The sequence below is a fragment of the Stenotrophomonas bentonitica genome (assembly GCF_013185915.1).
Classification (GTDB): domain Bacteria; phylum Pseudomonadota; class Gammaproteobacteria; order Xanthomonadales; family Xanthomonadaceae; genus Stenotrophomonas; species Stenotrophomonas bentonitica.
In genome coordinates this window covers 700079-723980 of sequence record NZ_JAAZUH010000002.1, presented here as the reverse complement: position 1 = coordinate 723980, position 23902 = coordinate 700079, and the positions used below count along the sequence as shown (strand labels likewise).

Annotated in this window: 27 protein-coding genes and 1 tRNA gene; 4 read left to right on the top strand and 24 right to left on the bottom strand. The window is 67.4% G+C overall.

From position 1 onward, the window contains the following. Positions 1–111 precede the first annotated feature (111 nt). Positions 112–813 carry a pirin family protein gene (locus HGB51_RS14450; RefSeq protein WP_070207288.1) on the top strand — a complete coding sequence of 234 codons (702 nt, stop codon included), beginning with the start codon at positions 112–114 and terminating at the stop codon, positions 811–813. 61 nt (positions 814–874) lie between these two features. Here the strand turns inward: HGB51_RS14450 and HGB51_RS14445 are convergent. From HGB51_RS14445 to rlmE, 15 genes are all read right to left on the bottom strand, one after another. Beyond that, positions 875–967: transfer RNA gene (locus HGB51_RS14445), tRNA-Ser, on the bottom strand. Positions 968–1045: 78 nt separating this feature from the next. Beyond that, positions 1046–1249 (bottom strand): carbon storage regulator CsrA, encoded by a 204-nt coding sequence (gene csrA / locus HGB51_RS14440; RefSeq protein WP_019183311.1) that lies wholly within the window; start codon positions 1247–1249, stop codon positions 1046–1048. Positions 1250–1390: 141 nt separating this feature from the next. After that, a complete protein-coding gene (gene alaS / locus HGB51_RS14435) occupies positions 1391–4039 on the bottom strand; it encodes an alanine--tRNA ligase (RefSeq protein WP_070207287.1) in 2649 nt (882 codons plus the stop codon). 131 nt (positions 4040–4170) lie between these two features. Beyond that, entirely contained in the window at positions 4171–4665 is a 495-nt protein-coding gene (gene recX / locus HGB51_RS14430; RefSeq protein ID WP_070207286.1) for a recombination regulator RecX, read from the bottom strand. A gap of 72 nt (positions 4666–4737) precedes the next feature. Then, positions 4738–5778, bottom strand: a complete 1041-nt coding sequence (gene recA, locus HGB51_RS14425; protein ID WP_070207285.1) for a recombinase RecA — start codon at positions 5776–5778, stop codon at positions 4738–4740. A gap of 202 nt (positions 5779–5980) precedes the next feature. Then, complete coding sequence (lexA, locus tag HGB51_RS14420; RefSeq protein WP_070207284.1) at positions 5981–6631, bottom strand: transcriptional repressor LexA; 651 nt, start codon at positions 6629–6631, stop codon at positions 5981–5983. Positions 6632–6711: 80 nt separating this feature from the next. Continuing rightward, the gene (gene ubiB / locus HGB51_RS14415; RefSeq protein WP_070207283.1) at positions 6712–8391 is read right to left on the bottom strand and encodes a 2-polyprenylphenol 6-hydroxylase; all 1680 of its coding nucleotides are present in this window, start codon (positions 8389–8391) and stop codon (positions 6712–6714) included. A 36-nt stretch (positions 8392–8427) separates the two neighbouring features. Beyond that, positions 8428–8928, bottom strand: coding sequence for a CinA family protein (locus HGB51_RS14410; protein ID WP_070207282.1), 501 nt, complete (start codon positions 8926–8928; stop codon positions 8428–8430). Then, entirely contained in the window at positions 8922–10232 is a 1311-nt protein-coding gene (hflX, locus tag HGB51_RS14405) for a ribosome rescue GTPase HflX (RefSeq protein WP_070207281.1), read from the bottom strand. The genes HGB51_RS14410 and hflX overlap by 7 nt, the downstream gene beginning before the upstream one ends. A 23-nt stretch (positions 10233–10255) precedes the next feature. Further along, positions 10256–10540, bottom strand: coding sequence for an RNA chaperone Hfq (gene hfq, locus HGB51_RS14400; protein WP_068850887.1), 285 nt, complete (start codon positions 10538–10540; stop codon positions 10256–10258). Between the two features lie 102 nt (positions 10541–10642). Continuing rightward, a complete protein-coding gene (miaA, locus tag HGB51_RS14395) occupies positions 10643–11596 on the bottom strand; it encodes a tRNA (adenosine(37)-N6)-dimethylallyltransferase MiaA (protein ID WP_070207280.1) in 954 nt (317 codons plus the stop codon). Further along, complete coding sequence (folP, locus tag HGB51_RS14390) at positions 11596–12495, bottom strand: dihydropteroate synthase (RefSeq protein WP_070207279.1); 900 nt, start codon at positions 12493–12495, stop codon at positions 11596–11598. The genes miaA and folP overlap by 1 nt, the downstream gene beginning before the upstream one ends. Before the next feature lie 50 nt (positions 12496–12545). Continuing rightward, positions 12546–12725: a hypothetical protein gene (locus tag HGB51_RS14385; RefSeq protein WP_070207278.1), complete on the bottom strand. Its 180-nt coding sequence runs from the start codon at positions 12723–12725 to the stop codon at positions 12546–12548. Positions 12726–12820: 95 nt separating this feature from the next. Further along, a complete protein-coding gene (gene ftsH, locus HGB51_RS14380; RefSeq protein WP_070207277.1) occupies positions 12821–14761 on the bottom strand; it encodes an ATP-dependent zinc metalloprotease FtsH in 1941 nt (646 codons plus the stop codon). A 53-nt stretch (positions 14762–14814) separates the two neighbouring features. Then, positions 14815–15447, bottom strand: a complete 633-nt coding sequence (gene rlmE / locus HGB51_RS14375; RefSeq protein WP_070207276.1) for a 23S rRNA (uridine(2552)-2'-O)-methyltransferase RlmE — start codon at positions 15445–15447, stop codon at positions 14815–14817. A gap of 65 nt (positions 15448–15512) precedes the next feature. On the opposite strand from rlmE, the gene yhbY reads away from it, so the two are divergent. Together yhbY and HGB51_RS14365 are read left to right on the top strand one after the other, a co-directional pair. Further along, a complete protein-coding gene (gene yhbY / locus HGB51_RS14370; protein ID WP_070207275.1) occupies positions 15513–15818 on the top strand; it encodes a ribosome assembly RNA-binding protein YhbY in 306 nt (101 codons plus the stop codon). A gap of 7 nt (positions 15819–15825) precedes the next feature. After that, positions 15826–16221: an Mth938-like domain-containing protein gene (locus HGB51_RS14365; protein ID WP_070207274.1), complete on the top strand. Its 396-nt coding sequence runs from the start codon at positions 15826–15828 to the stop codon at positions 16219–16221. Positions 16222–16364: 143 nt separating this feature from the next. On the opposite strand, the gene HGB51_RS14360 is transcribed toward HGB51_RS14365, so the two are convergent. The 4 genes from HGB51_RS14360 to surE are packed head-to-tail and all read right to left on the bottom strand — an operon-like array spanning position 16365 to position 19225. Beyond that, entirely contained in the window at positions 16365–17141 is a 777-nt protein-coding gene (locus HGB51_RS14360) for a peptidoglycan DD-metalloendopeptidase family protein (protein ID WP_070207273.1), read from the bottom strand. After that, positions 17138–17752: a YqaA family protein gene (locus HGB51_RS14355; RefSeq protein ID WP_070207272.1), complete on the bottom strand. Its 615-nt coding sequence runs from the start codon at positions 17750–17752 to the stop codon at positions 17138–17140. The genes HGB51_RS14360 and HGB51_RS14355 overlap by 4 nt, the downstream gene beginning before the upstream one ends. Positions 17753–17771: 19 nt before the next feature. Further along, entirely contained in the window at positions 17772–18449 is a 678-nt protein-coding gene (locus HGB51_RS14350; protein ID WP_070207271.1) for a protein-L-isoaspartate(D-aspartate) O-methyltransferase, read from the bottom strand. Beyond that, positions 18446–19225, bottom strand: a complete 780-nt coding sequence (gene surE, locus HGB51_RS14345; protein WP_070207270.1) for a 5'/3'-nucleotidase SurE — start codon at positions 19223–19225, stop codon at positions 18446–18448. Before surE ends, HGB51_RS14350 begins: the two co-directional genes overlap by 4 nt. A gap of 187 nt (positions 19226–19412) precedes the next feature. On the opposite strand from surE, the gene HGB51_RS14340 reads away from it, so the two are divergent. Next, the gene (locus tag HGB51_RS14340) at positions 19413–19952 is read left to right on the top strand and encodes a Smr/MutS family protein (protein WP_070207269.1); all 540 of its coding nucleotides are present in this window, start codon (positions 19413–19415) and stop codon (positions 19950–19952) included. A gap of 39 nt (positions 19953–19991) precedes the next feature. Here the strand turns inward: HGB51_RS14340 and truD are convergent, their stop codons facing one another. Genes truD through eno form a run of 5 tightly spaced genes read right to left on the bottom strand, consistent with a single transcriptional unit; the run spans position 19992 to position 23902 of the window. After that, positions 19992–21035 (bottom strand): tRNA pseudouridine(13) synthase TruD, encoded by a 1044-nt coding sequence (truD, locus tag HGB51_RS14335; protein ID WP_070207268.1) that lies wholly within the window; start codon positions 21033–21035, stop codon positions 19992–19994. Next, positions 21032–21526 carry a 2-C-methyl-D-erythritol 2,4-cyclodiphosphate synthase gene (gene ispF, locus HGB51_RS14330; RefSeq protein WP_070207267.1) on the bottom strand — a complete coding sequence of 165 codons (495 nt, stop codon included), beginning with the start codon at positions 21524–21526 and terminating at the stop codon, positions 21032–21034. The genes truD and ispF overlap by 4 nt, the downstream gene beginning before the upstream one ends. A 38-nt stretch (positions 21527–21564) precedes the next feature. After that, on the bottom strand, positions 21565–22263 hold the full coding sequence (gene ispD / locus HGB51_RS14325; protein ID WP_070207293.1) for a 2-C-methyl-D-erythritol 4-phosphate cytidylyltransferase: 699 nt from the start codon (positions 22261–22263) through the stop codon (positions 21565–21567). Further along, positions 22260–22610, bottom strand: a complete 351-nt coding sequence (gene ftsB / locus HGB51_RS14320; RefSeq protein WP_070207266.1) for a cell division protein FtsB — start codon at positions 22608–22610, stop codon at positions 22260–22262. The genes ispD and ftsB overlap by 4 nt, the downstream gene beginning before the upstream one ends. Before the next feature lie 5 nt (positions 22611–22615). Continuing rightward, the gene (gene eno / locus HGB51_RS14315) at positions 22616–23902 is read right to left on the bottom strand and encodes a phosphopyruvate hydratase (RefSeq protein WP_070207265.1); all 1287 of its coding nucleotides are present in this window, start codon (positions 23900–23902) and stop codon (positions 22616–22618) included.

Genomic DNA, 23902 nt, shown 5'->3' with positions numbered 1-23902 from the left:
TCCGTTTTTCAAAGCGAAGGCGCAAGCGGATACTGGGCCCCAACAGGAAAGGGGCGGCCCAAACCACCCCGGACCGCCATCGAAACCATCGAACACCCGAGGAGAACCACCATGCTGCAGATCCGCAAGAGCGCTACCCGTGGCCAGGCCAACCATGGCTGGCTGAACTCCCAGCACACCTTCTCCTTCGCCAACTACTACGACCCGCGCTACACCAGCTTCGGCCCGCTGCGGGTGATCAACGAGGACAAGGTGATCGGCGGCCAGGGCTTCGGCACCCACAGCCACAGCAACATGGAGATCGTCTCCTACGTGCTGGGCGGTGCGCTGGAGCACAAGGACTCGATGGGCACCGGCTCGGTGCTGCGCTACGGCGACGTGCAGCGCATGAGCGCCGGCAGCGGGGTCAGCCACAGCGAGTTCAACCACTCGGCCGACGAGACCGTGCACTTCCTGCAGATCTGGCTGTTCCCGGATACCGAGAACATCACCCCGAGCTACCAGGAAACCCACTTCGCCCCGGAGGCCAAGCGCGGCCAGCTGCGCCTGATCGCCTCGAAGGACGGCCGCGATGGCTCGCTGCTGATCCATCAGGACGCCAACATCTACGCGACGATCCTGGACGGCGACGAGCGCGCGCACCTTGCCCTTGGCGCGAAGCGTGGCGCCTATGTGCAGGTCGCCCGCGGCCAGCTGCAGGTCAACGGCATCACCCTGGACACCGGCGACGCGCTGCAGATCACCGACGAGTCGCAGGTGGTGCTGGAGAACGCCAATGATGCCGAAGTACTGGTGTTCGACCTGCCGCTGTAAACGCCGGAAGCGGTAAAAGAAAAAGGCCTTCGTACTCGCGTACGAAGGCCTTTTCTACTACTGGCGGAGCGGGAGGGATTCGAACCCTCGATACAGTTTTTGGCCGTATACTCCCTTAGCAGGGGAGCCCCTTCAGCCACTCGGGCACCGCTCCAGATCTGGTCCTGCCGCTGCGTGTTTCTTCTCAGCGGGGGCGCGAAGAATAACGTTTTTCACACCCCAACGTAAAGCCTTAATCGGAAGAATTTTCACTTCCCGATGCATTCGGCTCGTCGCCGCGCTGGATGCGCTGGTAAATCTCTTCGCGGTGCACGGCCACGTCCTTCGGAGCGGTGATACCGATACGCACCTGGTTGCCCTTGACGCCGAGCACGGTCACGCTGACCGAGTCACCGATCATCAGGGTTTCGCCAACACGGCGAGTCAGGATCAACATTTTTGCAAGTCTCCAGGGAACCGGTGGATTTTCCCCACCGGCTCGGCGCCCCCTTGGGGAACGCCACACGACAAAGGGAAAGGATTAGCCATAGTACCGTCAGGCCTCCCGAGCCATCAAGGAGCAGGAGGCTTCAGGCGTTCAGATACGCGGGGTGACCCAGTCCACGACGGCGGCCAGTGCAGAAGCAAGGGCGGGCCCGTCCTCACCACCACCCTGGGCGAGGTCCGGGCGGCCGCCGCCCTTGCCTCCGATCTGACCGGCGATGTGGGACAACAGTTCCCCGGCTTTTACCTTGCCGGTTGCACTGCCGTTCACGCCTGCCACGAGGGCGGCCTTGCCGTCCTGGGTACCGGCCAGCACGATCACCGCATCGCCCAGCTGCTGCTTGAGGCGGTCGATCGCTTCACGCAGCGCCTTGGCGTCGAAACCTTCCAGACGCGCGGCCAGAATCTTGACGCCATTGACCTCAACTGCGCTGGAACCGAGATCCGAGGTCGCGCCGGCGGCCTGCTTGGCCTTGAGCGACTCCAGTTCGCGGTCAAGTTTCTTCTGGCGTTCGGCCAGCTGGCGGATCTTGTCGACCACCTCGCCGACATTGCCGCCGAGCAGCGCGGCGGCTTCGGCCAGCTGCGCTTCTTCGTGCGCCACATAGTCCAATGCGCCCTGCCCGGTCACCGCTTCAATGCGACGCACGCCCGAGGACACACCGCCTTCGGAGGTGATCTTGAACAGGCCGATGTCGCCGGTGCGCGACACATGGGTACCGCCGCACAGTTCGGTGGAATAGTCGCCCATCTTGAGCACGCGCACGTTTTCGCCGTACTTCTCGCCGAACAGGGCCATCGCGCCAAAGTCGAGCGCTTCCTGCATGGCCATGTTGTGCACTTCGGCGGCGTTGTTCGCACGCACCTGCTCATTGACCTTGCGCTCGATCACCGCCAGTTCGTCGGCACTGATCGGCTGGAAGTGCGAGAAGTCGAAGCGCAGGCGGTCCGGCGCGACCAGCGAACCCTTCTGCTGCACATGCGTGCCGAGCACTTCGCGCAGGGCGGCGTGCAGCAGGTGGGTGGCCGAGTGGTTGAGGATGGTGGCGCCGCGGCGCTGGCCATCGACCTGGCCGCTGAGCACGTCACCCACCTTCAGGCTGCCACTGGAAACTTCGGCAACATGGCCGTGGTACTGACCCGCAAACTTCTGGGTATCGCTGATTTGAAGTTGCACGCCAGCTCCAGACAAGGATCCGGTATCACCAACCTGACCGCCTGACTCTGCGTAGAAGGGGGTCTGGTCGGTCAGCACAATGACCTCGTCACCCGCCTGCACGCTATTCACTGGTCGACCATCCTTGAGCAACGCAACGACGGTCAACCCGTCGGCCTGAAGGCGGTCATAACCAAGGAATGCGGTCGGCTTCAGGGTTGCGACCAGCTCCGCGGAAAGAACGACTGCAGGGCCGCCCTTGCCGCCCTTGCGACCCTCTTCGCGCTGCTTCTTCATCGCAGCATCGAAACCATCGGTATCTACGGTCAGGTCCCGCTCGCGCGCAATGTCCTGGGTCAAGTCGAGCGGGAAGCCATAGGTATCGTACAGACGGAACGCATCCACGCCCGGGATGACGCCATTGGTCACCTGCGCGGCAACGTCGTCAAAGATCTTCATGCCCGAGTCGAGAGTCTGCGCGAAGCGCTCCTCCTCGGCCTGCAGCGCACGCACCACGGTATCGGTCTGGGCCGGGAGGTCCGGATAGGCTTCGCCCATCTGCTCTACCAGGGTCGGCACCAGCTTGCTGAAGAACGGCTGGCGCACGCCCAGCATCCAGCCGTGGCGAAGCGCGCGGCGGATGATCCGGCGCAGCACGTAACCACGGCCTTCATTGGACGGCAGCACGCCGTCGACGATGAGGAACGAACAGGCGCGGATGTGATCGGCGATCACGCGCAGCGACTTGTTCTCCAGGTCGGCCATGCCGGTCAGTTCGCTGGCCTTGCGGATCAGCGCCTGGAACAGGTCGATTTCGTAGTTGGTGTGCACGTGCTGCAGGATCGCGGCCAGGCGCTCCAGGCCCATGCCGGTGTCCACGCACGGCGCCGGCAGCGGCACCAGGCTGCCGTCGGGCTGGCGGTCGAACTGCATGAACACCAGGTTCCAGATCTCGATGTAGCGGTCGCCGTCTTCGTCCGGCGAGCCCGGGGGGCCACCGGCGATGTGGGCGCCGTGGTCGTAGAAGATCTCGGTGCACGGACCGCAGGGGCCGGTGTCGGCCATCTGCCAGAAGTTGTCCGACGCGAACGGCGCACCCTTGTTGTCGCCGATGCGCACGATGCGCTCTTCCGGAATGCCGACCATGTCGCGCCACAGCGCGTAGGCCTCATCGTCGGTCTGGTAGACGGTGACCAGCAGGCGGTCGGCCGGCAGCTTCCAGACCTGGGTCAGCAGCTCCCAGGCCCAGGCGATGGCGTCCTTCTTGAAGTAGTCGCCGAACGACCAGTTGCCCAGCATTTCAAAGAAGGTGTGGTGGCGCGCGGTGTAGCCAACCTGGTCCAGGTCGTTGTGCTTGCCGCCGGCGCGCAGGCAGCGCTGCACGTCGGCCGCGCGCACGTAGCTGCGCTTCTCGGCGCCAAGGAACACGTCCTTGAACTGCACCATGCCGGAATTGGTGAACAGCAGGGTCGGGTCGTTGCCCGGCACCAGCGACGCCGACGGCACGATGGTGTGGCCCTTGCCCTTGAAGAACTCAAGGAAGTCGCTGCGGATCTGGGAGGTGGTGAATTTGGCGGATTCGGTCATGGGGGCTGGCTGTCTGCGGGCCGGTCGGCCCCTGGCACGCGGCCCCTATGGCCGGGTGTCACCTACAGGACCGCCGAAACCACCAAGGGTAACAGGCCCGGGGCATGGGGACACGCGGCGCGTGCCCGGCCTTAATCTTCGAGATCGAATCGGGTTGCCCGGCGGATGCTGTCGCCGTCGAAACCCCGGCGGGCCAGCAGATCGGCCGCCTTGCGGCGCTGGGCCAGCTCCTGCGGGCCGGCCTCGCCGAAGCGACGGCGGACCAGGTCGCGGGCGTTGACGGTCCAGTCGCCCTCGAAGGTGTCCATGGCAGCCGCGATCTGCTCGCTGTCCAGCCCATGGGTGCCCAGTTCGGCACGGATGTGAAGCGGTCCGTAGCCGGTGTTGGCGCGCATGCGGACCAGATTCTCGGCAAAGCGGGTGTCGTCCTGCCAGCCGGCTTCGGTCAGCTTCTCCACCGCTGCGGTGGCGGCCTCGGTCTCGATCCCGCGCGCGGTGAGCTTGCGGGTCAGTTCCTTGCGCGAGTGCTCCCGGCGGACCAGCAACCCCAGCGCCCGCTGGACGGGGGTCTGTTCACGTACACGGCGCTTCCTGCGGCCGGGTTCCGGGGCATCGGAGTCGAACATGGCAACCTCTGCTGCTGAAACTGCGGGACAGGGCGAGCGTCACTGACGGCGCCGCCCTGCCCCGCAGGAAACTCACTCTTCGTCGTCGCTGTCGTCGTCGCCGCCTTCGCGCACGGCTTCGGCCGGCTGGAACTTCTCGCGCAGCTCGGCTTCCAGGCGCTGAGCGACCTGCGGGTTGTCGCGCAGGTAACCACGGGCGTTGTCCTTGCCCTGGCCGATGCGCTCTTCACCATAGCTGTACCAGGCGCCGGCCTTCTCGACCAGCTTGGCTTCCACGCCCATGTCGATCAGTTCGCCTTCGCGGCTGATGCCTTCGCCATACAGGATCTCGGTGATGACCTGCTTGAACGGGGGCGCCAGCTTGTTCTTGACGACCTTGATCTTGGTCTGGTTGCCGATGATCTCGTCGCCTTTCTTGATCGCGCCGATACGGCGGATGTCCAGGCGGACCGAGGCGTAGAACTTCAGCGCGTTGCCGCCGGTGGTCACTTCCGGGCTCTGGCCCGGCATCATCACGCCGATCTTCATGCGCAGCTGGTTGATGAACACCACCAGGGTGTTGGAGCGCTTGATGTTGCCGGTCAGCTTGCGCAGCGCCTGGCTCATCAGGCGGGCCTGCAGGCCCGGCAGCTGGTCACCCATTTCGCCTTCGATTTCGGCCTTGGGGGTCAGCGCGGCGACCGAGTCGACCACCACGATGTCCACCGAGCCCGAACGGACCAGCATGTCGGCGATTTCCAGCGCCTGCTCGCCGGTGTCCGGCTGGGACAGCAGCAGGTCGTCCACGTTCACGCCCAGCTTGGCGGCGTAGATCGGGTCCAGGGCGTGCTCGGCGTCGATGAAGGCGGCGGTGCCGCCCTTCTTCTGGCATTCGGCAATGGCCTGCAGGGTCAGGGTGGTCTTGCCCGAGGATTCCGGACCGTAGATTTCCACGACACGGCCCTTGGGCAGGCCGCCGATGCCGAGCGCGATGTCGAGCATCAGCGAACCGGTCGGGATGATCTCGACGGCTTCGATGACGCGGTCGCCCATGCGCATGACCGAGCCTTTGCCGAACTGCTTTTCGATCTGGCTCAGGGCGGCGGTAAGGGCGCGCTTCTTGTTCTCGTCCATCGGATTGGTCCTTGCAGAGGTCATGTCGTTGGAGGTGTTGTCTTTGGAGGTCTTCTTGGCCACGGGGTCACTTTAAAGTTGGCGTATCGCACAGGCTGAGATTCTGCCCGGCATTCGGAAAAAAATTATCGGACATCCGTACCAACCTCAGCAGAACCAGAGAATCGCCACAAAAGACCGTGCATTTCGCGCGTTGAAGGGATCAGCGGTTCGGGCGCAGCAGCCCGCAGTACAGCCCTTCAATGGCGAAGTCCTGGTCGGGCAGGACTTCGATGGGCTGGTAGTCCGGATTGCGCGGCAGCAGCCGGATCCGGTCCTTGCCCATCTTGAGCAGCTTGACGGTGATCTCGTCATCGATGCGGGCCACCACGATCTGGCCAGAACGCGCGTCGCGGGTGCGATGGACGCCGATCAGGTCGCCGTCGAAGATGCCTTCGTCGATCATCGAGTCGCCCTCGACCTTGAGCAGGTAGTCCGGCGCGGGCGAGAAGAACACCCGGTCCAGCACCACGAAGTCGTCCGAGCCGATGTCGGCGCTGATCGGCAGGCCGGCCGCGACCCGGCCCAGCACCGGCAGGCGGAGCACGTGGTCGGGCAGCGCCGGCACCGCCAGCGCGCCCGGCAGGCCGTCCTGCAGCGGCGGCGCCTGGACCAGCCGGATACCGCGCGCCTGGCCGGGAATGCGACGGATCGCCCCGGCCTGTTCGAGCGCTTCCAGGTGGTACTGCGCGGCCCGGACGCCCTTGAAGCCGAAAGCACGGGCGATTTCCGTCTGCGACGGCGGCGCGCCGTCGGTCTCGATACGCTCGGCGATCAACTGCAGGATCGCCTGCTGGGTGTCCGTAAGGTCCATGGTTAGTAGTAATACTACTAACGTTTGAAAGATGCAAGAAGTGCAGCCACGCAGGGCGTGGCTCTACCCCCGAGGCACGGTCATGGTCCCCGCCCGCTCCGCCAGATCGAAAACAGGATCCACACCCCGCAGAACCCTGCCCCCACGAACCCCGCTACGCCCAACGCCAGCAGCCAGCGGCTGGAAAGGCCGCCCACGCTGTGCATCACGATCGAGGAGCCAATGATCAGCGCGGCGGTCACGATCCCCACCACCAGTCGGTTCGCCGCCCGGTTGACCTGCTCGCCAAAGCCCTGCAACGCGGTGGTCTCCACCTTCAACTGCAGGCGCCCGCGGCGCGCCATCTGCACCAGCTGGCGCACGTCGCGCGGCAGGTCGCCGGCCAGGTCGAGCAGGCCGGCCACGCTGCGCTTGCCACGCTTGAGCAGCGCCGACGGGGCGAAGCGCTGCCACATCACCCGCTCCAGGAACGGGCGCGCGGCAGTGGCCATGTCGAACTGCGGGTCGAGCTGGCGGCCCATGCCTTCCAGGGTCAGGAAGGTCTTGATCATCAGCGCGAGGTCGGCCGGCAGGGTCAGCGCATGCTGGCGCAGGATCTGGGTGATGTTGCCCAGCATCAGGCCCATGTGCAGGTCCTTCAGCGGCACCCCGCGGTACTGGTCGACGAAGGCGCTGATGTCCTGCTGCAAGCGCGATTCGTCGACGTCGCCGCCGCCGGACCAGTCCAGCAGCACGTCGGTGACCGCCTCCGGCTCCTGCCCGACCAGGCCGTGCAGCAGCTGCGCGACCTGGAAGCGGCGCTGTTCGGAGATCGCGCCGACCATCCCGAAGTCGATCACGCCGATGCGGCCGTCGCGCAGGTAGATGATGTTGCCCGGGTGCGGGTCGGCGTGGAAACAGCCATCCTCCAGCACCATCTTCAGCACGATGCGGGCGCCGGTGCGGGCCAGCCGTACGCGGTCGAGGCCGGCGGCATCGACCCCGGCCAGGTCACGGCCGGGGATGCCGTCGACGAAGTCCTGCACGTTGAGGCTCTCGCAGGTCCACTGCCAGTGCACCTTGGGGATCAGGATGTCGTTGCGGCCGGCAAAGTTGCGCGCTATGCGCTCGGCATTGCGGCATTCGGCGGCGAAGTCGAGTTCGCGCCGCAACGAGACTTGGAATTGCTGCACCACTTCGGCCGGGCGGTAGCGCTGCAGGTCCGGCAACCGCGCTTCGACGATGTCGGCGAGCCGTGCCAGCAGACGCAGGTCGGCTTCGATCACCTCGCGGATGCCGGGGCGGCGGATCTTCAGCACCACCGCGCTGCCATCGTGCAGGGTGGCGCGGTGGGCCTGGGCGAGCGAGGCGGCCGCCATCGGGGTTTCGTCGAGCCAGGCGAACACCTCGTGCGCCGGCGCGCCGAGGTCATGCTCGAGCTGCTCGCGGACCTCTGCATACGGCAAGGCCGGTACCGCGTTCTGCAGCTCGGAGAATTCGGCTATCCAGTCCGGCGGGAACAGGTCGACGCGGGTGGCCAGCACCTGGCCGAGTTTGACGAAGGTCGGGCCGAGGTCTTCCATCGCGCGGCGCACCCGCACGGGGGCGGTCATGCGCAGGATCTGCTGGGTGTCGTTCCAGTGCAGCAGCCGGCCCGCGCGTTCGAGCACGTCGGCCAGGCCGATCCGGCGCACCAGGTCGCCGAAGCCGTAGCGGATCAGGACCGAGGCGATTTCCTGCAGGCGTCCGAGGTCACGGACGGTTCCCAGCGTTTCCCACATCGGTGCACCCTCGTTCGACAACCCGGGGGAAGGATGTCACACCGCCGGGAAAATTCCCGTCAGTGCCTGCAGCACGGTCTGGCGACGGATCGCGTCGCGGTCGCCGTCGAACTGGAACAGTTGCGCGCGGGCATAGCCACCGCGCTGCTTCCAGCCGATCCAGACGCTGCCGACCGGCTTGTCCGCGCTGCCACCGCCTGGGCCGGCAATGCCGGTCACCGCAACAGCCATGCCGGCGCCGGAATTGACCAGCGCGCCGGAGACCATTTCAAGCACGGTTTCGCGGCTGACCGCGCCGAACTGTTCCAGCGTCTGCGCACGCACGCCGAGCAGGCGCTGCTTGGCCTCGTAGCTGTAGACCACCATGCCGCAGTCGAAGAACGCCGACGAGCCGGCGATATCGGTCATCGCCTTGGCGATCCAGCCACCACTGCAGCTTTCGGCAGTGACCAGCTGCAGCGAGGCCTGCTGCAGGCGTTGTCCGACCTCGCGCGCGAGGTCGGACAGCTGCGCGTCGCTGGGAATGTTGCTCACCATTCCGGCACTTTCTCCGGCAACAACGCCCGGATCGGCGCGCCGTCATCGCCTGCGGCCAATTTCTCGGCCTCGGCGATCGGAATCTCGACCTGCAGCAGCCAGCCGTCCTCGTCGGCGGTTTCGCCACGCACCACTTCCAGCTGGTGCAGGCGCGAGCGCAGGCGGCCAGCCGACGGCGGCAGGCGCAGGTCGCCGCTGACGTGCTGCAGGCCCAGGCGCTTGCCCAGCACCGACAGCAGCAGGTCCAGCCCCAGCCCATCGCGCGCCGAAATCCAGACGCGCTCGCGGCGCGCGGTATCGGGAATGCCGTCCTGGCCGTCGTGGCGGACTTCGCTGCCCTCGATCCGGTCGATCTTGTTGAACACCAGCATCTGCGGCAGTTCGCCGGCGCCGACTTCGTTCAACACTTCATCGACCTGGGCGATGCGCTCCTCGCGATGCGGATCGGCGGCGTCGACCAGGTGCAGCAGGAAGTCAGCTTCGCGCGCTTCACTCAGGGTCGCGCGGAACGCGGCCACCAGCTCGTGCGGCAGGTCGCGGACGAAACCGACGGTGTCGGCCAGCACCACGTTGCCGCCCGGCACCGCGATGCGGCGCACGGTCGGGTCCAGGGTGGCAAACAGCTTGTCGGCCGCGTACGCCTCAGCGCCGGTCAGCGCGTTGAACAGGGTCGACTTGCCGGCATTGGTGTAACCCACCAGCGCCACGCGCGGCAGTTCGCTGCGCACGCGGGCGCGGCGCATCTGGGTGCGCTGCACTTCGACCTTTTCCAGCCGCTTCTGCAGCTGTTCGACCCGCTTCTGCAGCAGGCGGCGGTCGGTTTCCAGCTGGGTTTCACCCGGCCCACGCAGGCCGATGGAGCCGCCGCGCTGGCGCTCCAGGTGGGTCCAGCCGCGGATCAGCCGCGTGGACATGTGGCGCAGCTGCGCCAGTTCCACCTGCAGCTTGCCTTCGTGGCTGTGCGCACGCTGGGCGAAGATGTCCAGGATCAGGCCGGTGCGGTCGATCACCCGGCGCTCCAGGAACTTCTCCAGGTTGCGCTCCTGCGACGGCGACAGGGCATGGTTGACCAGCACCAGGTCGGCGCCGGTGGCCTCGGCGGCCGCCTTGATCTCGTCCAGCTTGCCGGTGCCGATCAGGATCGACGCGTTGGGACGGTCGATCCGCGCGGTCAGGGTGGCCGCGATGCTGGCCCCGGCCGAACGGGCCAGGTCGGTGAATTCCTCCAGCACGTCTTCTTCCAGCCGGCCGGAGTGCGGCTGGATCAGGAGCGCGTGTTCGCCTCGCTTGGAACGGTCAAACACGCGCGTCTCCGCAGTGACTTACTTCATTCAACGTCGTCTTCTTCCTGGGCGCCGTCGGCGCCACCTTCATTGGACTGCACATAGCCGCCACCGGGACCGACCCGGACATTGCGTGCCGGCACCACGGTCGAAATGGCGTGCTTGTACACCATCTGGCTGACCGTATTGCGCAGCAGGACAACGAACTGGTCGAACGATTCGATCGTTCCCTGCAACTTGATGCCATTCACCAGATACACCGACACCGGCACGCGTTCGCGCCGAAGTGCATTCAGAAACGGATCCTGCAGCGATTGCCCCTTGGACATTGCACACTCCTCATTATTGTTTTTATGGTCTTCCGGCAGCTGCCACGGCCCCCGCCACCGGAATCTCCGATGGTACACGGGCACGGGACCTGACGCTGTGGCTCAGCGGCCCACAAAGGCCGAAACGGCGTCCGCCAGGGAAGCCTGATCCATATGGGGGTCGAACCAGCGCGCATCAAGCTCGCCGCGCAGCCAGGTGAGCTGGCGCTTGGCCAGCTGCCGGGTGGCGTAAATGCCCCGGTCGCGGAATTCGGCGGCCGTGCCCTGCCCGTCCAGGAACTCCCAGGCCTGGCGGTAGCCGACCGCGCGCACCGCCGGCAGGTCCAGCGCTGCGGCCACCGCCGCCATCTCCGGAAGCGCACGCAGGGCCTGCACCTCGTCCAGGAAGCCCTGTTCCAGCATGCGGTCGAAGCGGGTTTCAATGCGCTGGTGCAGCACGCTGCGCTCGCGCGGGGCCAGCACCAGCTTCAGGCAGCGCACCGGCAGCCGGTCCACGCCGGGTGCCTTCTGCCAGTCGGTGATGGCGCGGCCGGTCAGGCGGTACACCTCCAGCGCCCGCTGGATGCGCTGCGGGTCGGTGGCATGGATGCGCGCGCCGGCGGCCGGGTCGACCGCCGCCAGCTGCGCATGCAGCGCTGGCCAGCCCAGCACGGCCGCCTCGGCGGAGATCGCGGCACGGATCGCCGGGTCGGCCGGGGGCATCGGCGACAGCCCCTGCAGCAGCGCGCGGAAATACAGCCCGGTGCCGCCGGCCAGGATCGGCATGCGCCCCCGCGCGACGATGTCGGCCACCGCGCGCGCGGCGTCGGCGGCGAACTCGGCCGCTGAATAGGTTTGCCACGGGTCGCGCAGGTCCAGCAGGTGGTGCGGAGCCTGCGCGCGTTCGGCGGCGTCGGGCTTGGCCGAGCCGATATCCAGCCCGCGGTAGACCAGCGCCGAATCGACGCTGACGATCTCGCCGCCCAGCTGCCGGGCCAGGGCGATGGCGGTGGCGGTCTTGCCCGACGCGGTCGGGCCCATCACCGCGATCGCCAGCGGGCGCTGGTCGGCGCCCATCAGTCCTCGTCCGGCCAGCGCGGCATGGCCGGGGCAGCGTCCACGCGCGGCATCGGCACCGCGTCGACCGCCGCCCACACCTTGAGCGCGTCGACGGTCGCGGCCACGTCATGCACGCGCAGGATCCGCGCGCCGCGCTGGGCCGCGATCAGATGCGCGGCCACCGAACCGGCCACGCGTTCGCGCGGGACGTCGCGCCCGGTCAGCTCGCCGATGCTGCGCTTGCGCGACAGTCCGGCCAGCATGGGAAAGCCCAGCTCGAGGAAGCGTTCCGATCGCGCGAGCAGGATCATGTTGTGCTCGGTGGTCTTGCCGAAACCGAAGCCCAGGTCGATCACCAGGTTCTTCTTGGCGATGCCGGCCATTTCGGCCGTGAAGATGCGGTCGGCCAGGAAGCGGTGCACCTCGGCGACCACGTCGTCGTAGTGCGGGGTATCCTGCATGCTGCCGGGCTCGCCCTGCATGTGCATCAACACCACCGGCACGCCGAGCTCGGCTGCGGCCGCGAGTGCGCCGTCCTGGCGCAGCGCATGGATGTCGTTGATCATCCCGGCACCGGCGGCCACGGCCGCGCGCATGACCTCGGGCTTGAAGGTATCGATGCTGATCGGCACGGTGACCTGCCGCGCGAGCTGCTCGATCACCGGAACGACGCGGCGCAGCTCTTCCTCCAGCGGGACCGGTGCACTGCCCGGACGGGTCGACTCGCCGCCGATGTCGAGCAGGTCGGCGCCTTCGGCGACCAGCTGCAGGCCGTGCGCGACCGCCGCTTCGACCGTATCGTGCGCGCCGCCGTCGGAGAACGAATCCGGGGTGACGTTGACGATGCCCATCACGCGCGGGCGGTCCAGCCGCAGCACGCGGCCGCCGCAGTCAAGCTGGGGGGAGGTGTCGAACATGGGTCATCCAGGAAGTGCGCAGGCGCGTAGTTTACGCGCGCCGCGCTGCGTCAACGACGGCGCTTGCGGTCGAGATACAGGGTCTTGCCCACGCTCAACACGATCCCGAGCACGATGCCGGCGACACCGCCGAGGAAGTAGTTGCCGCTGATCAGGCCGACGGCGGCGCCGACCACCGTGGCGATCACGATTTCGGTGGTGTGGGAGACCGGGGGCGGTGGGGTGGACATGGAAACTCCGGAAGGTCTGGAACGAAAAAGGCCGGGTTGCCCCGGCCTTTGAAGCGGCCGGACAGAGCCCGGCGCCACGGTTTGCCGCAAGAACGTCAGATCTGCTCGGCAGGACCGGCGATCGGCGGCAGCGGGCGGGCGTCGCCGCCCTTGTCGTTGTTGCTGCCACCGTCCTTGTTGGACTTGCCCCAGCCGGCCGGCGGCGGCGGATCGCGGCCTTCCATGATGGCGTCGATCTGCGGCGCGTCGATGGTTTCGTACTGCAGCAGCAGCTGCGACATCGCGTGCAGCTTGTCCAGGTTGGCGTTCATCAGCTCGGTGGTGCGCGCATAGGCCTTGTCCAGGATGCTGCGCACGACCTCGTCGATGCGGCGCGCGGTATCGTCGGACACGCTCTTGTGCTGGGTCACCGAACGGCCCAGGAACACCTCGTCGTCCTCTTCGCCATAGGCGATCGGGCCGAGCTCGTCGGACAGGCCCCACTTGGTGACCATGTTGCGGGCCATCTTGGTGGCGCGCTCGATGTCGTTGGAGGCACCGGTGGTGACCTTGTCGGCGCCGAAGATCAGCTCTTCGGCCACGCGGCCGCCGTACAGCGAGCACAACTGCGATTCGATCGCCACGCGGTTCATCGAGTACTTGTCGCCTTCCGGCAGGTACATGGTCACGCCCAGCGCGCGACCGCGCGGGATGATGGTGACCTTGTAGACTGGGTCATGCTCGGGCACCAGGCGGCCGACGATGGCGTGGCCGGCTTCGTGGTAGGCGGTGAGCGTCTTCTCTTCCTCGCTCATGGCCATCGAACGGCGCTCGGCACCCATCAGGATCTTGTCGCGCGCACGGTCGAAGTGCTCCATGCGCACTTCCTTCTCGTTGCTGCGCGCAGCAAACAGCGCCGCTTCATTGCACAGGTTGGCGAGATCAGCGCCCGAGAAGCCCGGGGTACCGCGCGCAATGACCATCGGCACGACGTCGTCGGCCAGCGGCAGCTTGCGCATGTGCACCTTGAGGATCTGCTCGCGACCCTTGACGTCGGCCAGCCCGACCACGACCTGGCGGTCGAAGCGGCCCGGGCGCAGCAGCGCCGGGTCCAGCACGTCCGGACGGTTGGTGGCGGCGATGACGATCACGCCCTCGCCTCCCTCGAAGCCGTCCATTTCGACCAGCAGCTGGTTCAGGGTCTGCTCGCGCTCGTCATGACCGCCGCCCAGGCCGGCGCCACGGTGGCGGCCGACGGCGTCGATTTCGTCGATGAAGATGATGCACGGGGCCTGCTTCTTGGCCTGCTCGAACATGTCGCGGACGCGGCTGGCGCCGACGCCGACGAACATTTCCACGAAGTCCGAACCGGAGATCGAGAAGAACGGCACCTTGGCCTCGCCGGCGATGGCGCGGGCCAGCAGGGTCTTGCCGGTACCCGGCGGGCCGACCATCAGCACGCCGCGCGGAATCTTGCCGCCCAGCTTGGTGAACTTGGTGGGGTCGCGCAGGAAGTCGACCAGTTCGCCGACTTCTTCCTTGGCTTCGTCGCAGCCGGCGACGTCGGCGAAGGTGACCTTGATCTGGTCCTCGCCCTGCAGCTTGGCGCGCGACTTGCCGAAGGACATCGCGCCCTTGGCGCCGCCGCCACCGCCCTGCATCTGGCGCATGATGAACAGCCAGAAGCCGATGATCAGGATCACCGGGAGGAAATTCATCAGGATCGCGCCCAGCGAGATGCCGCTGGAGGGCTCTTCCTGGACGATTTCCACGTTCTTGCCGCGCAGCACGTTGATCAGGTCGCGATCCAGCGGCGCGTTGATGGTGGCCGACTGGCCGCCACGGGTGGTGTAGGTCAGCTGGTTGGTGCCGCTGCGCAGGTCGCCGCTGAAGGTGACCTTCTGCACGTTGCCGCTGTCCACCTGGTCCAGGAACTGCGAATAGGTCGAGCCCTGGGCGCCGGCGCCGGAGCTCTTCGGCGAGAAGCTCTGGAACACCACCATGAGCACCACGGCGACGACCACCCACAGCAGGAGGTTCTTGGTCAAGTCGTTCATCCTCATTGGCTCCGGTGTTCCTCTAATGCCTGACGCTATTGGTATGGTTGAGCTTACTTGATCTGGGCGCGTTTGCCCTGCCCAAGGGCGTACACCTCGGGCGAGCGCTTCCGCGACGCTTCAGGCTTGCGGATCACGACCTTGTCGAACCGGCGGCGCATCTCGCGCACGTAGTCGTCAAAGCCCACGCCCTGGAACAGCTTGATCAGGAACGCGCCACCCGGCTTGAGATGGTTGTCGGAAAACTCCAACGCCAGCTCGGCCAGGTGCATCATCCGCGGCTGGTCGACCGCGTCCACACCACTCTTATTGGGGGCCATATCCGAGAGCACAAGGTCTACCGGGGTGTCGCCGAGCATGGCTTCAAACTGCGATAGGACGGCCTGCTCCCTGAAGTCGCCGTGAAGGAACTCGACCCCGGCCAGCGGCGGCATCTCCAGGATGTCCAGCGCCAGCACCCGGCCGGTGGCGCCGATCTGGCGCCGCACCTGCTGCGACCAGCCGCCCGGGGCGGCGCCCAGGTCGACCACTACCATGTGCGGCTTCAGCAGCCGGTCGCGCTCGAGCAGCTCCTCCAGCTTGTAGGCCGCGCGCGAGCGCATGCCTTCGGCCTGGGCCTTCTTCACGAAGGGGTCGGCGAAGTGCTCTTTCAACCAGCGTTGACTGCTTTTGCTGCGGGAAGCCATTGGAAATAGGGCCGGACGGGGTGGTCATGATACCCTGATCGCCCCAGTTAACCGCTTGTTCCTGAATGTCTACCCAGCTCACCTCCTCCCAGACCCGCTTCCTCCGCGGCCAGGCCCATGACCTGAAAGCCCTGCTGCAGATCGGGGGCAAGGGGATCACGCCGGCCTTCCTGGCCGAGCTGAACGAGGTGCTGGAACGCCATGAACTGGTCAAGGTCAAGGTGGGTGCGGAAGACCGCGACACCCGTGACGCGATGATCGCCGAGCTGGTGGAAGCCTCGGAAAGCGCGCTGGTGCAGCGCATTGGCCACGTCGCCGTGCTGTACCGCCCGAGCAAGGAAATGCGCCAGATCGTGCTGCCGCGCGGCTGATCCCGGCATGCAGCTGAACCACGAGATCCCGGATTACGCCTACTCGTTCCGCAATGTGGGCCGTACTTCGGTGCTCATCGAGGACCGGGTGCTGGTGCGTACCTGTGAGCTCGAGCAGAGCTTCATCGTGACCCCGCAGACGCTGGTGGAGGCCTGGCCGGTGGCCGGCGATGCCGGCGGACTGGCCCCGGACGACCTGGCCCCTATCCTGGCGTTGCAGCCGGAGCTGGTGATCCTGGGAACCGGGGCGAATCAGCGGTTTCCGTCCGCAGCCGTGCTGGGCGCATGCCTGAGCCGTGGCATCGGCCTGGAAGTGATGGACAACGCGGCGGCGGCGCGGACCTTCAACCTGCTGGCCAGCGAAGGCCGGAACGTGGCCGCCGCGATCCTGCTGCCGGGCTGAAAATAGTTGATTCCGTTCAGAAAAGGCTGCCATTGGCAGCCTTTTTGATGTCCGATCGGCGATTCAGCCACGCAGGGCGTGGCTCTACCGGCGGGGGATTCTCGGCGGTAGAGCCACGCCCTACGTGGCTGCGCCCACCGCCATTACCTCGGCGGCAGGTACAGCAGCGGGTCCACCGGCTTGCCGTTGTAGCGGATCTCGAAGTGCAGCATGTCGCGGGTGGTGCCGGTGCGGCCCATTTCGGCGATCTGTTCCCCAGCCTTGACGCTCTGGCCTTCGTTGACCAGGCGCTTGCGGTTGTGGCCGTAGGCCGACAGCCACTGGTCGTTGTGCTTGACGATGATCAGCTCGCCGAATCCGACCAGGCCGGCACCGGAATACACCACCACGCCTGCCGCGGTCGCCCGTACCGGCTGGCCGCTGCTGCCGGCGATGTCCACGCCCTGCTTGGTGACGTCGGCACCGACGAAGCGGCCGACCAGCGCGCCATCGGCCGGCCAGCGCCAGCTGATGTTGCTCTTGATCGCGGTGGTCGGCGACGGCGTGGGTGCCGGAGCGGGGGTGGCTGCGTTGCCCGGGCGCGGCGCGGTGACCACGGTGGTCGGGGCGCGGCCGGGGCTGCCGCCCGGGTACAGGCGCAGGCTTTGGCCCGGGTAGATGGTGTAAGGCTCGGCCAGCCCGTTCCAGGCGGCGAGGTCGCGCGGGGTGATGTTGTGGATGCGTGCCAGCGCGTACAGCGTGTCGCCCCGGCGCACCACGGCGGTCTGGCCCGGCTTGGCCACCGAACTCTGCGGCGTGCTGTGCGCGGTACGGCCACCCGAGGGCTTGACCACGGTGGCGGTGCCGCAGGCGCTCAGCGTGGACACCACCAGCAGCAGCGCGACCAGGCGCGCGCTTCCGTTCAAACGATCAGCACTCATGCGAACTTCGACCTCCATACAAGCCAGGCCACCAGACCGACCACCAGTACGGTGGCGATCCAGCCCAGCGGTTCAATCCAGCGCCGCAGCGCGGCTTCGGCACGTGCGCCGCCGATGCGGATCACCGCAGCCAGCACGTACACGCGCTTGCCGCGACCGATCAGCATGCTCAGGAAATACTGCGGCAGCGGCACGCCGACGATACCCGATGCCCAGGTGAAGACCTTCATCGGGATCGGCATGAAGCCGCCCAGCACCAGGAAAGTGAACACCGCCCACGGCGACTCGGCCATCTTGGCCTGCACGATGGCGATGCCGCCTTCGATGCTGGTCAGCATGCCCATCGCCGCGAACAGCGGCTTGATCGCTTCGAAGGCGTAGTGGCCCAATGCATAGCCGACCAGGGCACCGACCATCGAGCCGGCCAGACTGAGCGTGGCGAACCACCAGCCACGCTTGGGCTGGGCCACGCACATCGGTGCCAGCATCACTTCGGGCATCACCGGGAAGATGATCGCCTCGATGAAGCTAAGCACGGTCAGGTAGGTCGGGGCGCGCTCGTGCGCGGCCCACTTCATTGCCCGCTCGTACAGCGGACCGAAAATCTTCATGACGCAACGCTCCTTGGAATCAGTCCAGCATGCCAGACAGCAGCGGCACGAACGTGACCGGCGCCAGTACCTGCTGTTCGACACTGCCGTCTTCGCGGCGGGTCAGCTGGATCAGCGATTGCGCCCCGGGCCCACCCACCGGCGCCACCAGGCGTCCGCCCACGGCCAGCTGCTCGATCAGTGCGTCAACCAGTGCAGGGGCGGCGGCGGTGACCACGATGGCGTCGAACGGACCGTGCTCGGCCCAGCCGACGCGGCCGTCGTCATGCTTGCTGCGGATGTTCATGCCCAGCGCGCGGAAGCGCTTGCGCGCCTGGCGCAGCAGGTCGCCGATGCGCTCGACGGTGTAGACCTCCAGGCCCAGCGCGCCGAGCACGGCCGCCTGGTAACCCGAACCGGTGCCCACTTCGAGCACGCGCTTGGGGGCCGACTGCAGTACGGCTTCGGTCATCCGCGCGACGACCCACGGCTGCGAGATGGTCTGGCCGTGGCCGATCGGCAGCGCGGTGTCTTCGTACGCGCGCGAGGCCAGTGCCTCGTCGATGAACAGGTGGCGCGGCACCACCCGGATCGCATTGAGGGTGGCTTCGTCGACGATGCCGCTTTCGCGCAGGCGTTCGACCAGGCGGTCGCGCACGCGCTGCGAGGTCATGCCGATCCCGACCGCTTCGGGTTGCAGGCGAAGGCGCTGGCTCATGCCGGGCGGTCCAGCGCGGCGGTCAGGCCGCCGACCCAGCTGGCGACCTTTTCCAGCGCCTGGTAGCGGGTCAGGTCGACCTGGATCGGGGTGATCGAGATGTAACCGTTGCGCACCGCGTGGAAGTCGGTGCCGGGGCCCGAGTCCTGTTCGCGACCGGCCGGGCCGATCCAGAACACTTCATTGCCGCGCGGGTCGCGCTGGGCGATGCAGCCTTCGGCACGGTGGCGGTTGCCCAGGCGGGTGACTTCGAAACCACGCACCTCCGCCCACGGGAGGTCGGGCACGTTCACGTTGAGGATGGTGTCGGCCGGCAGCGGGTCGGCCTTGAGCCGGGTCACGATCTCGACCGCCGCGCGCGCGGCGGTTTCGAAGTTGCGCGGGTCGTGGTTGTGCGAGACCAGCGACATCGCCACGGCCGGCAGGCCGAGGAAACGCCCTTCCATCGCCGCCGAGACGGTGCCGGAATAGATGACGTCATCGCCCAGGTTGGCCGCGTTGTTGATGCCGGAGACCACGATGTCCGGGTCGTACTCGAGCATGCCGGTCAGGGCCAGGTGCACGCAGTCGGTCGGGGTACCCGCCACCGAGCAGGTGTAGTGGTCGATGCGCTTGACCCGCACCGGCAGGTCCAGGGTGAGCGAGTTGCTGGCACCGGACCGGTCGCGGTCGGGGGCGACCACCATCACGTCGTGGCCGGCCTCGCGCAGGACCGTGGCGAGCATCCTGATGCCCGGCGCGTCGACACCGTCGTCGTTGCTGACCAGGATCCGCATCGGGGTTTTAACCGCTTGATTGTTCAAGACTTCATTTCCATCACTTTCCAGCGTTGGCGGGGCCTGCCTTCACCCGTTCCGGGATCACCGACCGCGCAAGTGCGTCAGCTATTGTGCCGCAAGCGGGCAGATCGGCCTACCCCGCCGGGAGGTAGGCAGGGCCGATTCAGGGCATTAGGCTGTACGCATGTCACATCCTGAAGACGAAGATCCGGCGGCGCTGTTCCGCGCGGCCATCGGCGAGGTCACGCCGCTGCGCAAACCGGTCGCCGCGCCGCCGGCCACGCCGCGGCCGAAGCCGCGCGCGCGGATGGCCGAACAGGACGACGATGCGGCACGCGGGGAGTTCGCCCGGCTGCTGCGCGACAGCAGCCCGCTGGAGGCCGGCGACACCGCCAGCTACCGGCGCGAGAACCTGCCGGCGCGGATGTTCCAGCGGCTCAAGCGTGGCCAGTACTCAGTGCAGGACGAGCTGGACCTGCACGGCGCCACCGTGGCCCAGGCCGAGACCCTGCTGCGCCAGTTCCTGTTGGAGGCGCACGCGCACGAGCATGGCTGCGTGCGGATCATCCATGGGAAGGGATTGCAGTCGGATGGCGGCGCGCCGGTGTTGAAGAACCTGGTGGACCGGATGCTGCGCCAGCGCAACGACGTGCTGGCGTTCCATTCGGCGCCGGCCGGACAAGGTGGGACCGGCGCGGTATTGGTGTTGTTGGCGAACCGGTGATTTCCGGCGGTGCAGCCACGCAGGGCGTGGCTCTACCGGTCATTCCGAAGCCGACACCCCGGCAACGTCGTTCACCGGCCCCAGCTCATGCAACACCGCCGTCGCATAACATCCCGGCGGCAGCGCAAACGTCAGCTCCAGCACATCGGCCTGCAGCCAGCGATGCTGCAGGTTCGCCGGCCGCAGCCGCAGCGCACGCCGCTCCTGCTTCAACCGTGCACCTTCCAGCCCTGCGCGCAGCTGCAAGGACTGTTCATCACTGATCGCCGCCAGCTCCAGCGCGGCGGCGTCACCGCTGCTGCGCAGCTCGCCCTCGCCCCACAACGGGCCGCTCGGATGGATGTCGAACCGGCCCAGGCGGTCGGCCAGCAGGTCGGTCCACGGCTCGGGCCCGAACACACTGCGGCTGCCATCCAGCATCCACACTTCGCCGTCCAGCGGCGCGTCCCAGTTGCCCTGCGCCACGCGCTCGGCCAACACCTGGTTGAACAGCGCCGAACGGGCCGCCGAGAGCAGCAGCGAGCGCTGGTCCGGGCGCATCCGGCGGCCGCCGAACATCGCCAGCGCGGCCGGCACGTTGCCGCCGTCGCGACCGAAGCGCTGTTCGCCAAACCAGTTCGGCAACCCGCGCGCGGCGATCAGCGACAGGCGCTCGTCGATCGCCTTCGCATCGCCCTCCACGTTGCGCAGCACCAGCCGGAACCGGTTGCCGGCCAACGCACCGCGCTGCAGCTTGCGGTTGTGCCAGGTCGACTCGAGCACCTCCACTTCGTCCGAGGCCAGCGCCGCGATGTCCGGTGCGACGCGCTTGGGCAGGTGCACACTGAATCGTTGGGTGGTGACCGCATGGCGGTCCTTCATGCCGGCAAAGCTGACCCCCATCTCAGGCAGGCCGGCCCATTTGGCCAGCAGCTTTGCCACGTGCACGGTGTTGGCGCCGCGCTTGCGGATCGTCAGCAGCAGGTGCTCGCCCTCCCCGCTCGGCTCGAACGCGGGCAGTTCGTCGACCTGGAAATCCTCCGGCGCGGTGCGGATGTCGGCGCGCAGCAGCGGCGCGCCGAATGCCAGCGGCAGCGGAATCACAGCGCCACCAGCAGCACGACGGCCTGCGCGGCGATGCCTTCGCCGCGCCCGGTGAAGCCGAGCTTCTCCGAGGTGGTGGCCTTGACGCTGACCGCATCCAGCGCGATCCCGAGCACGCCGGCAATGCGCTCGCGCATCGCCAGCGCATGCGGGCCGACCTTGGGGCGTTCGCAGATCACGGTGATGTCGGTGTTGCCGACCTGCCAGCCGCGCTCGCGCAGCAGGCTGTTGCAGTGCTCCAGGAAGCGGCTGCTGTCGGCGTCCTTCCAGCGCATGTCCGACGGCGGGAAGTGCTGGCCGATGTCGCCCAGCGACAGCGCGCCGAGCATGGCATCGCACAGCGCATGCAGGATCACGTCGCCGTCGCTGTGGGCGAGCACGCCGCAGCTGTGGTCGACGCGGATGCCGCCGAGCATGATGTGGTCTCCCTCGCCGAAGGCGTGGACGTCATAACCCTGGCCGATGCGGACGGGCGGAAACGGGGTGTTCATGGCAAAAAACCTGCAGTAATGGGCGACGCGCGGCGGACTCAGGCCCCGCGGCGCCACAGCTCGAATTCGAAACGGGACAGATCGGCCGGGGTGGTGACCTTGAAGTTGTCTTCGTTGCCCTCGACCAGCAACGGACGCAGCCCCTGCCGCTCCATCGCCATGGCCTCGTCGGTCACTTCGACACCGGCGCTGGCCGCGTCCTGCAGCGCGCGGGCCAGCTGGTGGCGGCGGAACAGCTGCGGGGTCAGCGCACGCCACAGGCGCGCGCGCGGCTCGGTGCCGTCGATGCCGCCGTCGTCGCCGGCACGCTTGAGGGTATCGCGCACCGGCGCGGCCAGGATCGCCCCGACCGGGTCGTTGCGCCCCACTTCCAGCAGGCGGCCGAGGTCGGCGGCGGCCAGGTTCGGCCGCGCGGCGTCGTGGACCAGCACGAAATCGTCGGCGCGCACGCTGTCGGGCAGCGCGTGCAGTCCGGCCAGCACCGATTCGGCGCGGGTCGCACCGCCGGTGCAGGCCAGGATCGGCTTGTCGGCCAGCGACTGCCAGCCCGGCCAGTCGGCGTCATTTTCGGCGATCACCACCATCACCCCGGCCACGACCGGGTGCGAGAGCAGCGCTTCCAGGGTGTGGGCGAGCAGCACCCGGTCGCCGGCGACCAGGTACTGCTTGGGCACCGGCCCACCGAAACGGGTGCCACGGCCAGCGGCCGGGACCACGGCCCAGACGCTGCCCATCAGGGCACTTCCTGGTGCGGCGCGTTCGGGTCGGCGACCTGGGTCGGCGCACGCGGCGCCGCCACCGGGGCGTTTTCGACCACGCGGTAGAACTTCTCGCCAGGCTTGATCATGCCCAGCTCGCTGCGCGCGCGTTCCTCGATGGCGGCCTCGCCTTCCTTGAGGTCCTTGACCTCGGCCGCCAGCGCGTCGTTGCGCTGCTGCAGGCCTTCGTTGTCGCGCTTCTGGGCTTCGACCTGGGCTTCGAGCGTCATCACTTCTCCCGAATTGCCCGGGCCGAACCAGAAGCGGTACTGCAGCCATGCCAGCAGTACCGCGAGCACCAGCAGCAGCCAGCGCCAGTTGCGCATGCGGGTCAGCGCTTCAGCGAAACGAACGCGTCACGCCCGGCGTAACGCGCGCCGGCACCCAGGGCTTCCTCGATGCGCAGCAGCTGGTTGTACTTGGCCACGCGATCGCTGCGGCACAGCGAGCCGGTCTTGATCTGGGTGGCGGTGGTGGCCACGGCGATGTCGGCGATGGTGGTGTCTTCGGTTTCGCCCGAGCGGTGCGAGACCACGGCCGCGTAGTTGGCGTTGTGCGCCATCGCGATCGCTTCCAGGGTCTCGGTCAGGGTGCCGATCTGGTTGACCTTGATCAGGATCGCGTTGGCGGTGCCGGACTCGATGCCTTCCTTGAAGATCTTCGGGTTGGTCACGAACAGGTCGTCGCCGACCAGCTGCACCTTCTTGCCGATGCGGTCGGTGAGCAGCTTCCAGCCGGCCCAGTCGTTCTCGGCCAGGCCGTCTTCGATGGTGATGATCGGGTACTGCGCGGCCCAGTCGGCCAGGAAGTCGACGAACTGCTCGGAGGTCAGGCGCTTGTTCTCGCCGACCAGGTTGTATTTGCCGTTCTCGTAGAACTCGCTGGAGGCCACGTCCAGGCCGAGCAGCACGTCTTCACCGGCGGTGTAGCCAGCCTTGCCGATCGCTTCGAGGATGGTGTCCAGCGCTTCGACGTTGCTGCGGAAGTCCGGGGCGAAGCCGCCCTCGTCGCCCACCGCCGTGCTCAGGCCATGGCCCTTGAGCACCGACTTGAGCGAATGGAAGATTTCAGTACCGGCGCGCAGCGCTTCGGAGAACGAGGTGAAGCCGACCGGCAGCACCATGAACTCCTGGAAGTCGACGTTGTTGTCGGCATGCGCGCCGCCGTTGATGATGTTCATCATCGGCACCGGCAGGGTCACATCGCGGCCCTGGGCCAGGTACTGCCACAGCGGCTGCTTGTTCGAGGCGGCCACGGCGTGGGCGTTGGCCATGGAAACACCGAGCAGCGCGTTGGCGCCAAGGCGGCCCTTGTTCTCGGTGCCGTCCAGGTCGATCAGGCGGCGGTCGAGGCCTTCCTGGTCGGCGGCGTCGAAGCCCTTCAGCGCCGAGGCGATGGTGGTGTTGACGTTGTTGACCGCGTTGCGCACGCCCTTGCCCAGGTAGCGGGTCTTGTCGCCATCACGCAGCTCGACCGCTTCCTTGGTGCCGGTGGAGGCACCCGACGGTACGGCGGCGCGGCCGAACGAACCGTCCTCCAGGGTGACTTCGGCTTCCAGCGTGGGGTTGCCACGGCTGTCGAGGATTTCACGGGCGTGGATGCTGCGGATCGCGGTCAT

Excerpts from the sequence above, each read along its gene's own strand:
- HGB51_RS14450 (WP_070207288.1), top strand. The coding sequence starts at position 112 with ATGCTGCAGATCCGCAAGAGCGCTACCCGTGGCCAGGCCAACCATGGC.
- alaS (WP_070207287.1), bottom strand. The coding sequence starts at position 4,039 with ATGACCGAATCCGCCAAATTCACCACCTCCCAGATCCGCAGCGACTTC.
- ubiB (WP_070207283.1), bottom strand. The coding sequence starts at position 8,391 with ATGTGGGAAACGCTGGGAACCGTCCGTGACCTCGGACGCCTGCAGGAA.
- miaA (WP_070207280.1), bottom strand. The coding sequence starts at position 11,596 with ATGGGCGCCGACCAGCGCCCGCTGGCGATCGCGGTGATGGGCCCGACC.
- ispF (WP_070207267.1), bottom strand. The coding sequence starts at position 21,526 with ATGAACACCCCGTTTCCGCCCGTCCGCATCGGCCAGGGTTATGACGTC.
- ftsH (WP_070207277.1), bottom strand. The coding sequence starts at position 14,761 with ATGAACGACTTGACCAAGAACCTCCTGCTGTGGGTGGTCGTCGCCGTG.
- recX (WP_070207286.1), bottom strand. The coding sequence starts at position 4,665 with ATGTTCGACTCCGATGCCCCGGAACCCGGCCGCAGGAAGCGCCGTGTA.
- HGB51_RS14350 (WP_070207271.1), bottom strand. The coding sequence starts at position 18,449 with ATGAGCCAGCGCCTTCGCCTGCAACCCGAAGCGGTCGGGATCGGCATG.
- HGB51_RS14340 (WP_070207269.1), top strand. The coding sequence starts at position 19,413 with ATGTCACATCCTGAAGACGAAGATCCGGCGGCGCTGTTCCGCGCGGCC.
- yhbY (WP_070207275.1), top strand. The coding sequence starts at position 15,513 with ATGTCTACCCAGCTCACCTCCTCCCAGACCCGCTTCCTCCGCGGCCAG.
- recA (WP_070207285.1), bottom strand. The coding sequence starts at position 5,778 with ATGGACGAGAACAAGAAGCGCGCCCTTACCGCCGCCCTGAGCCAGATC.
- csrA (WP_019183311.1), bottom strand. The coding sequence starts at position 1,249 with ATGTTGATCCTGACTCGCCGTGTTGGCGAAACCCTGATGATCGGTGAC.
- eno (WP_070207265.1), bottom strand. The coding sequence starts at position 23,902 with ATGACCGCGATCCGCAGCATCCACGCCCGTGAAATCCTCGACAGCCGT.
- lexA (WP_070207284.1), bottom strand. The coding sequence starts at position 6,631 with ATGGACCTTACGGACACCCAGCAGGCGATCCTGCAGTTGATCGCCGAG.
- ftsB (WP_070207266.1), bottom strand. The coding sequence starts at position 22,610 with ATGCGCAACTGGCGCTGGCTGCTGCTGGTGCTCGCGGTACTGCTGGCA.
- HGB51_RS14385 (WP_070207278.1), bottom strand. The coding sequence starts at position 12,725 with ATGTCCACCCCACCGCCCCCGGTCTCCCACACCACCGAAATCGTGATC.
- HGB51_RS14360 (WP_070207273.1), bottom strand. The coding sequence starts at position 17,141 with ATGAGTGCTGATCGTTTGAACGGAAGCGCGCGCCTGGTCGCGCTGCTG.
- surE (WP_070207270.1), bottom strand. The coding sequence starts at position 19,225 with ATGCGGATCCTGGTCAGCAACGACGACGGTGTCGACGCGCCGGGCATC.
- HGB51_RS14410 (WP_070207282.1), bottom strand. The coding sequence starts at position 8,928 with ATGGTGAGCAACATTCCCAGCGACGCGCAGCTGTCCGACCTCGCGCGC.
- HGB51_RS14365 (WP_070207274.1), top strand. The coding sequence starts at position 15,826 with ATGCAGCTGAACCACGAGATCCCGGATTACGCCTACTCGTTCCGCAAT.
- rlmE (WP_070207276.1), bottom strand. The coding sequence starts at position 15,447 with ATGGCTTCCCGCAGCAAAAGCAGTCAACGCTGGTTGAAAGAGCACTTC.
- folP (WP_070207279.1), bottom strand. The coding sequence starts at position 12,495 with ATGTTCGACACCTCCCCCCAGCTTGACTGCGGCGGCCGCGTGCTGCGG.
- hfq (WP_068850887.1), bottom strand. The coding sequence starts at position 10,540 with ATGTCCAAGGGGCAATCGCTGCAGGATCCGTTTCTGAATGCACTTCGG.
- HGB51_RS14355 (WP_070207272.1), bottom strand. The coding sequence starts at position 17,752 with ATGAAGATTTTCGGTCCGCTGTACGAGCGGGCAATGAAGTGGGCCGCG.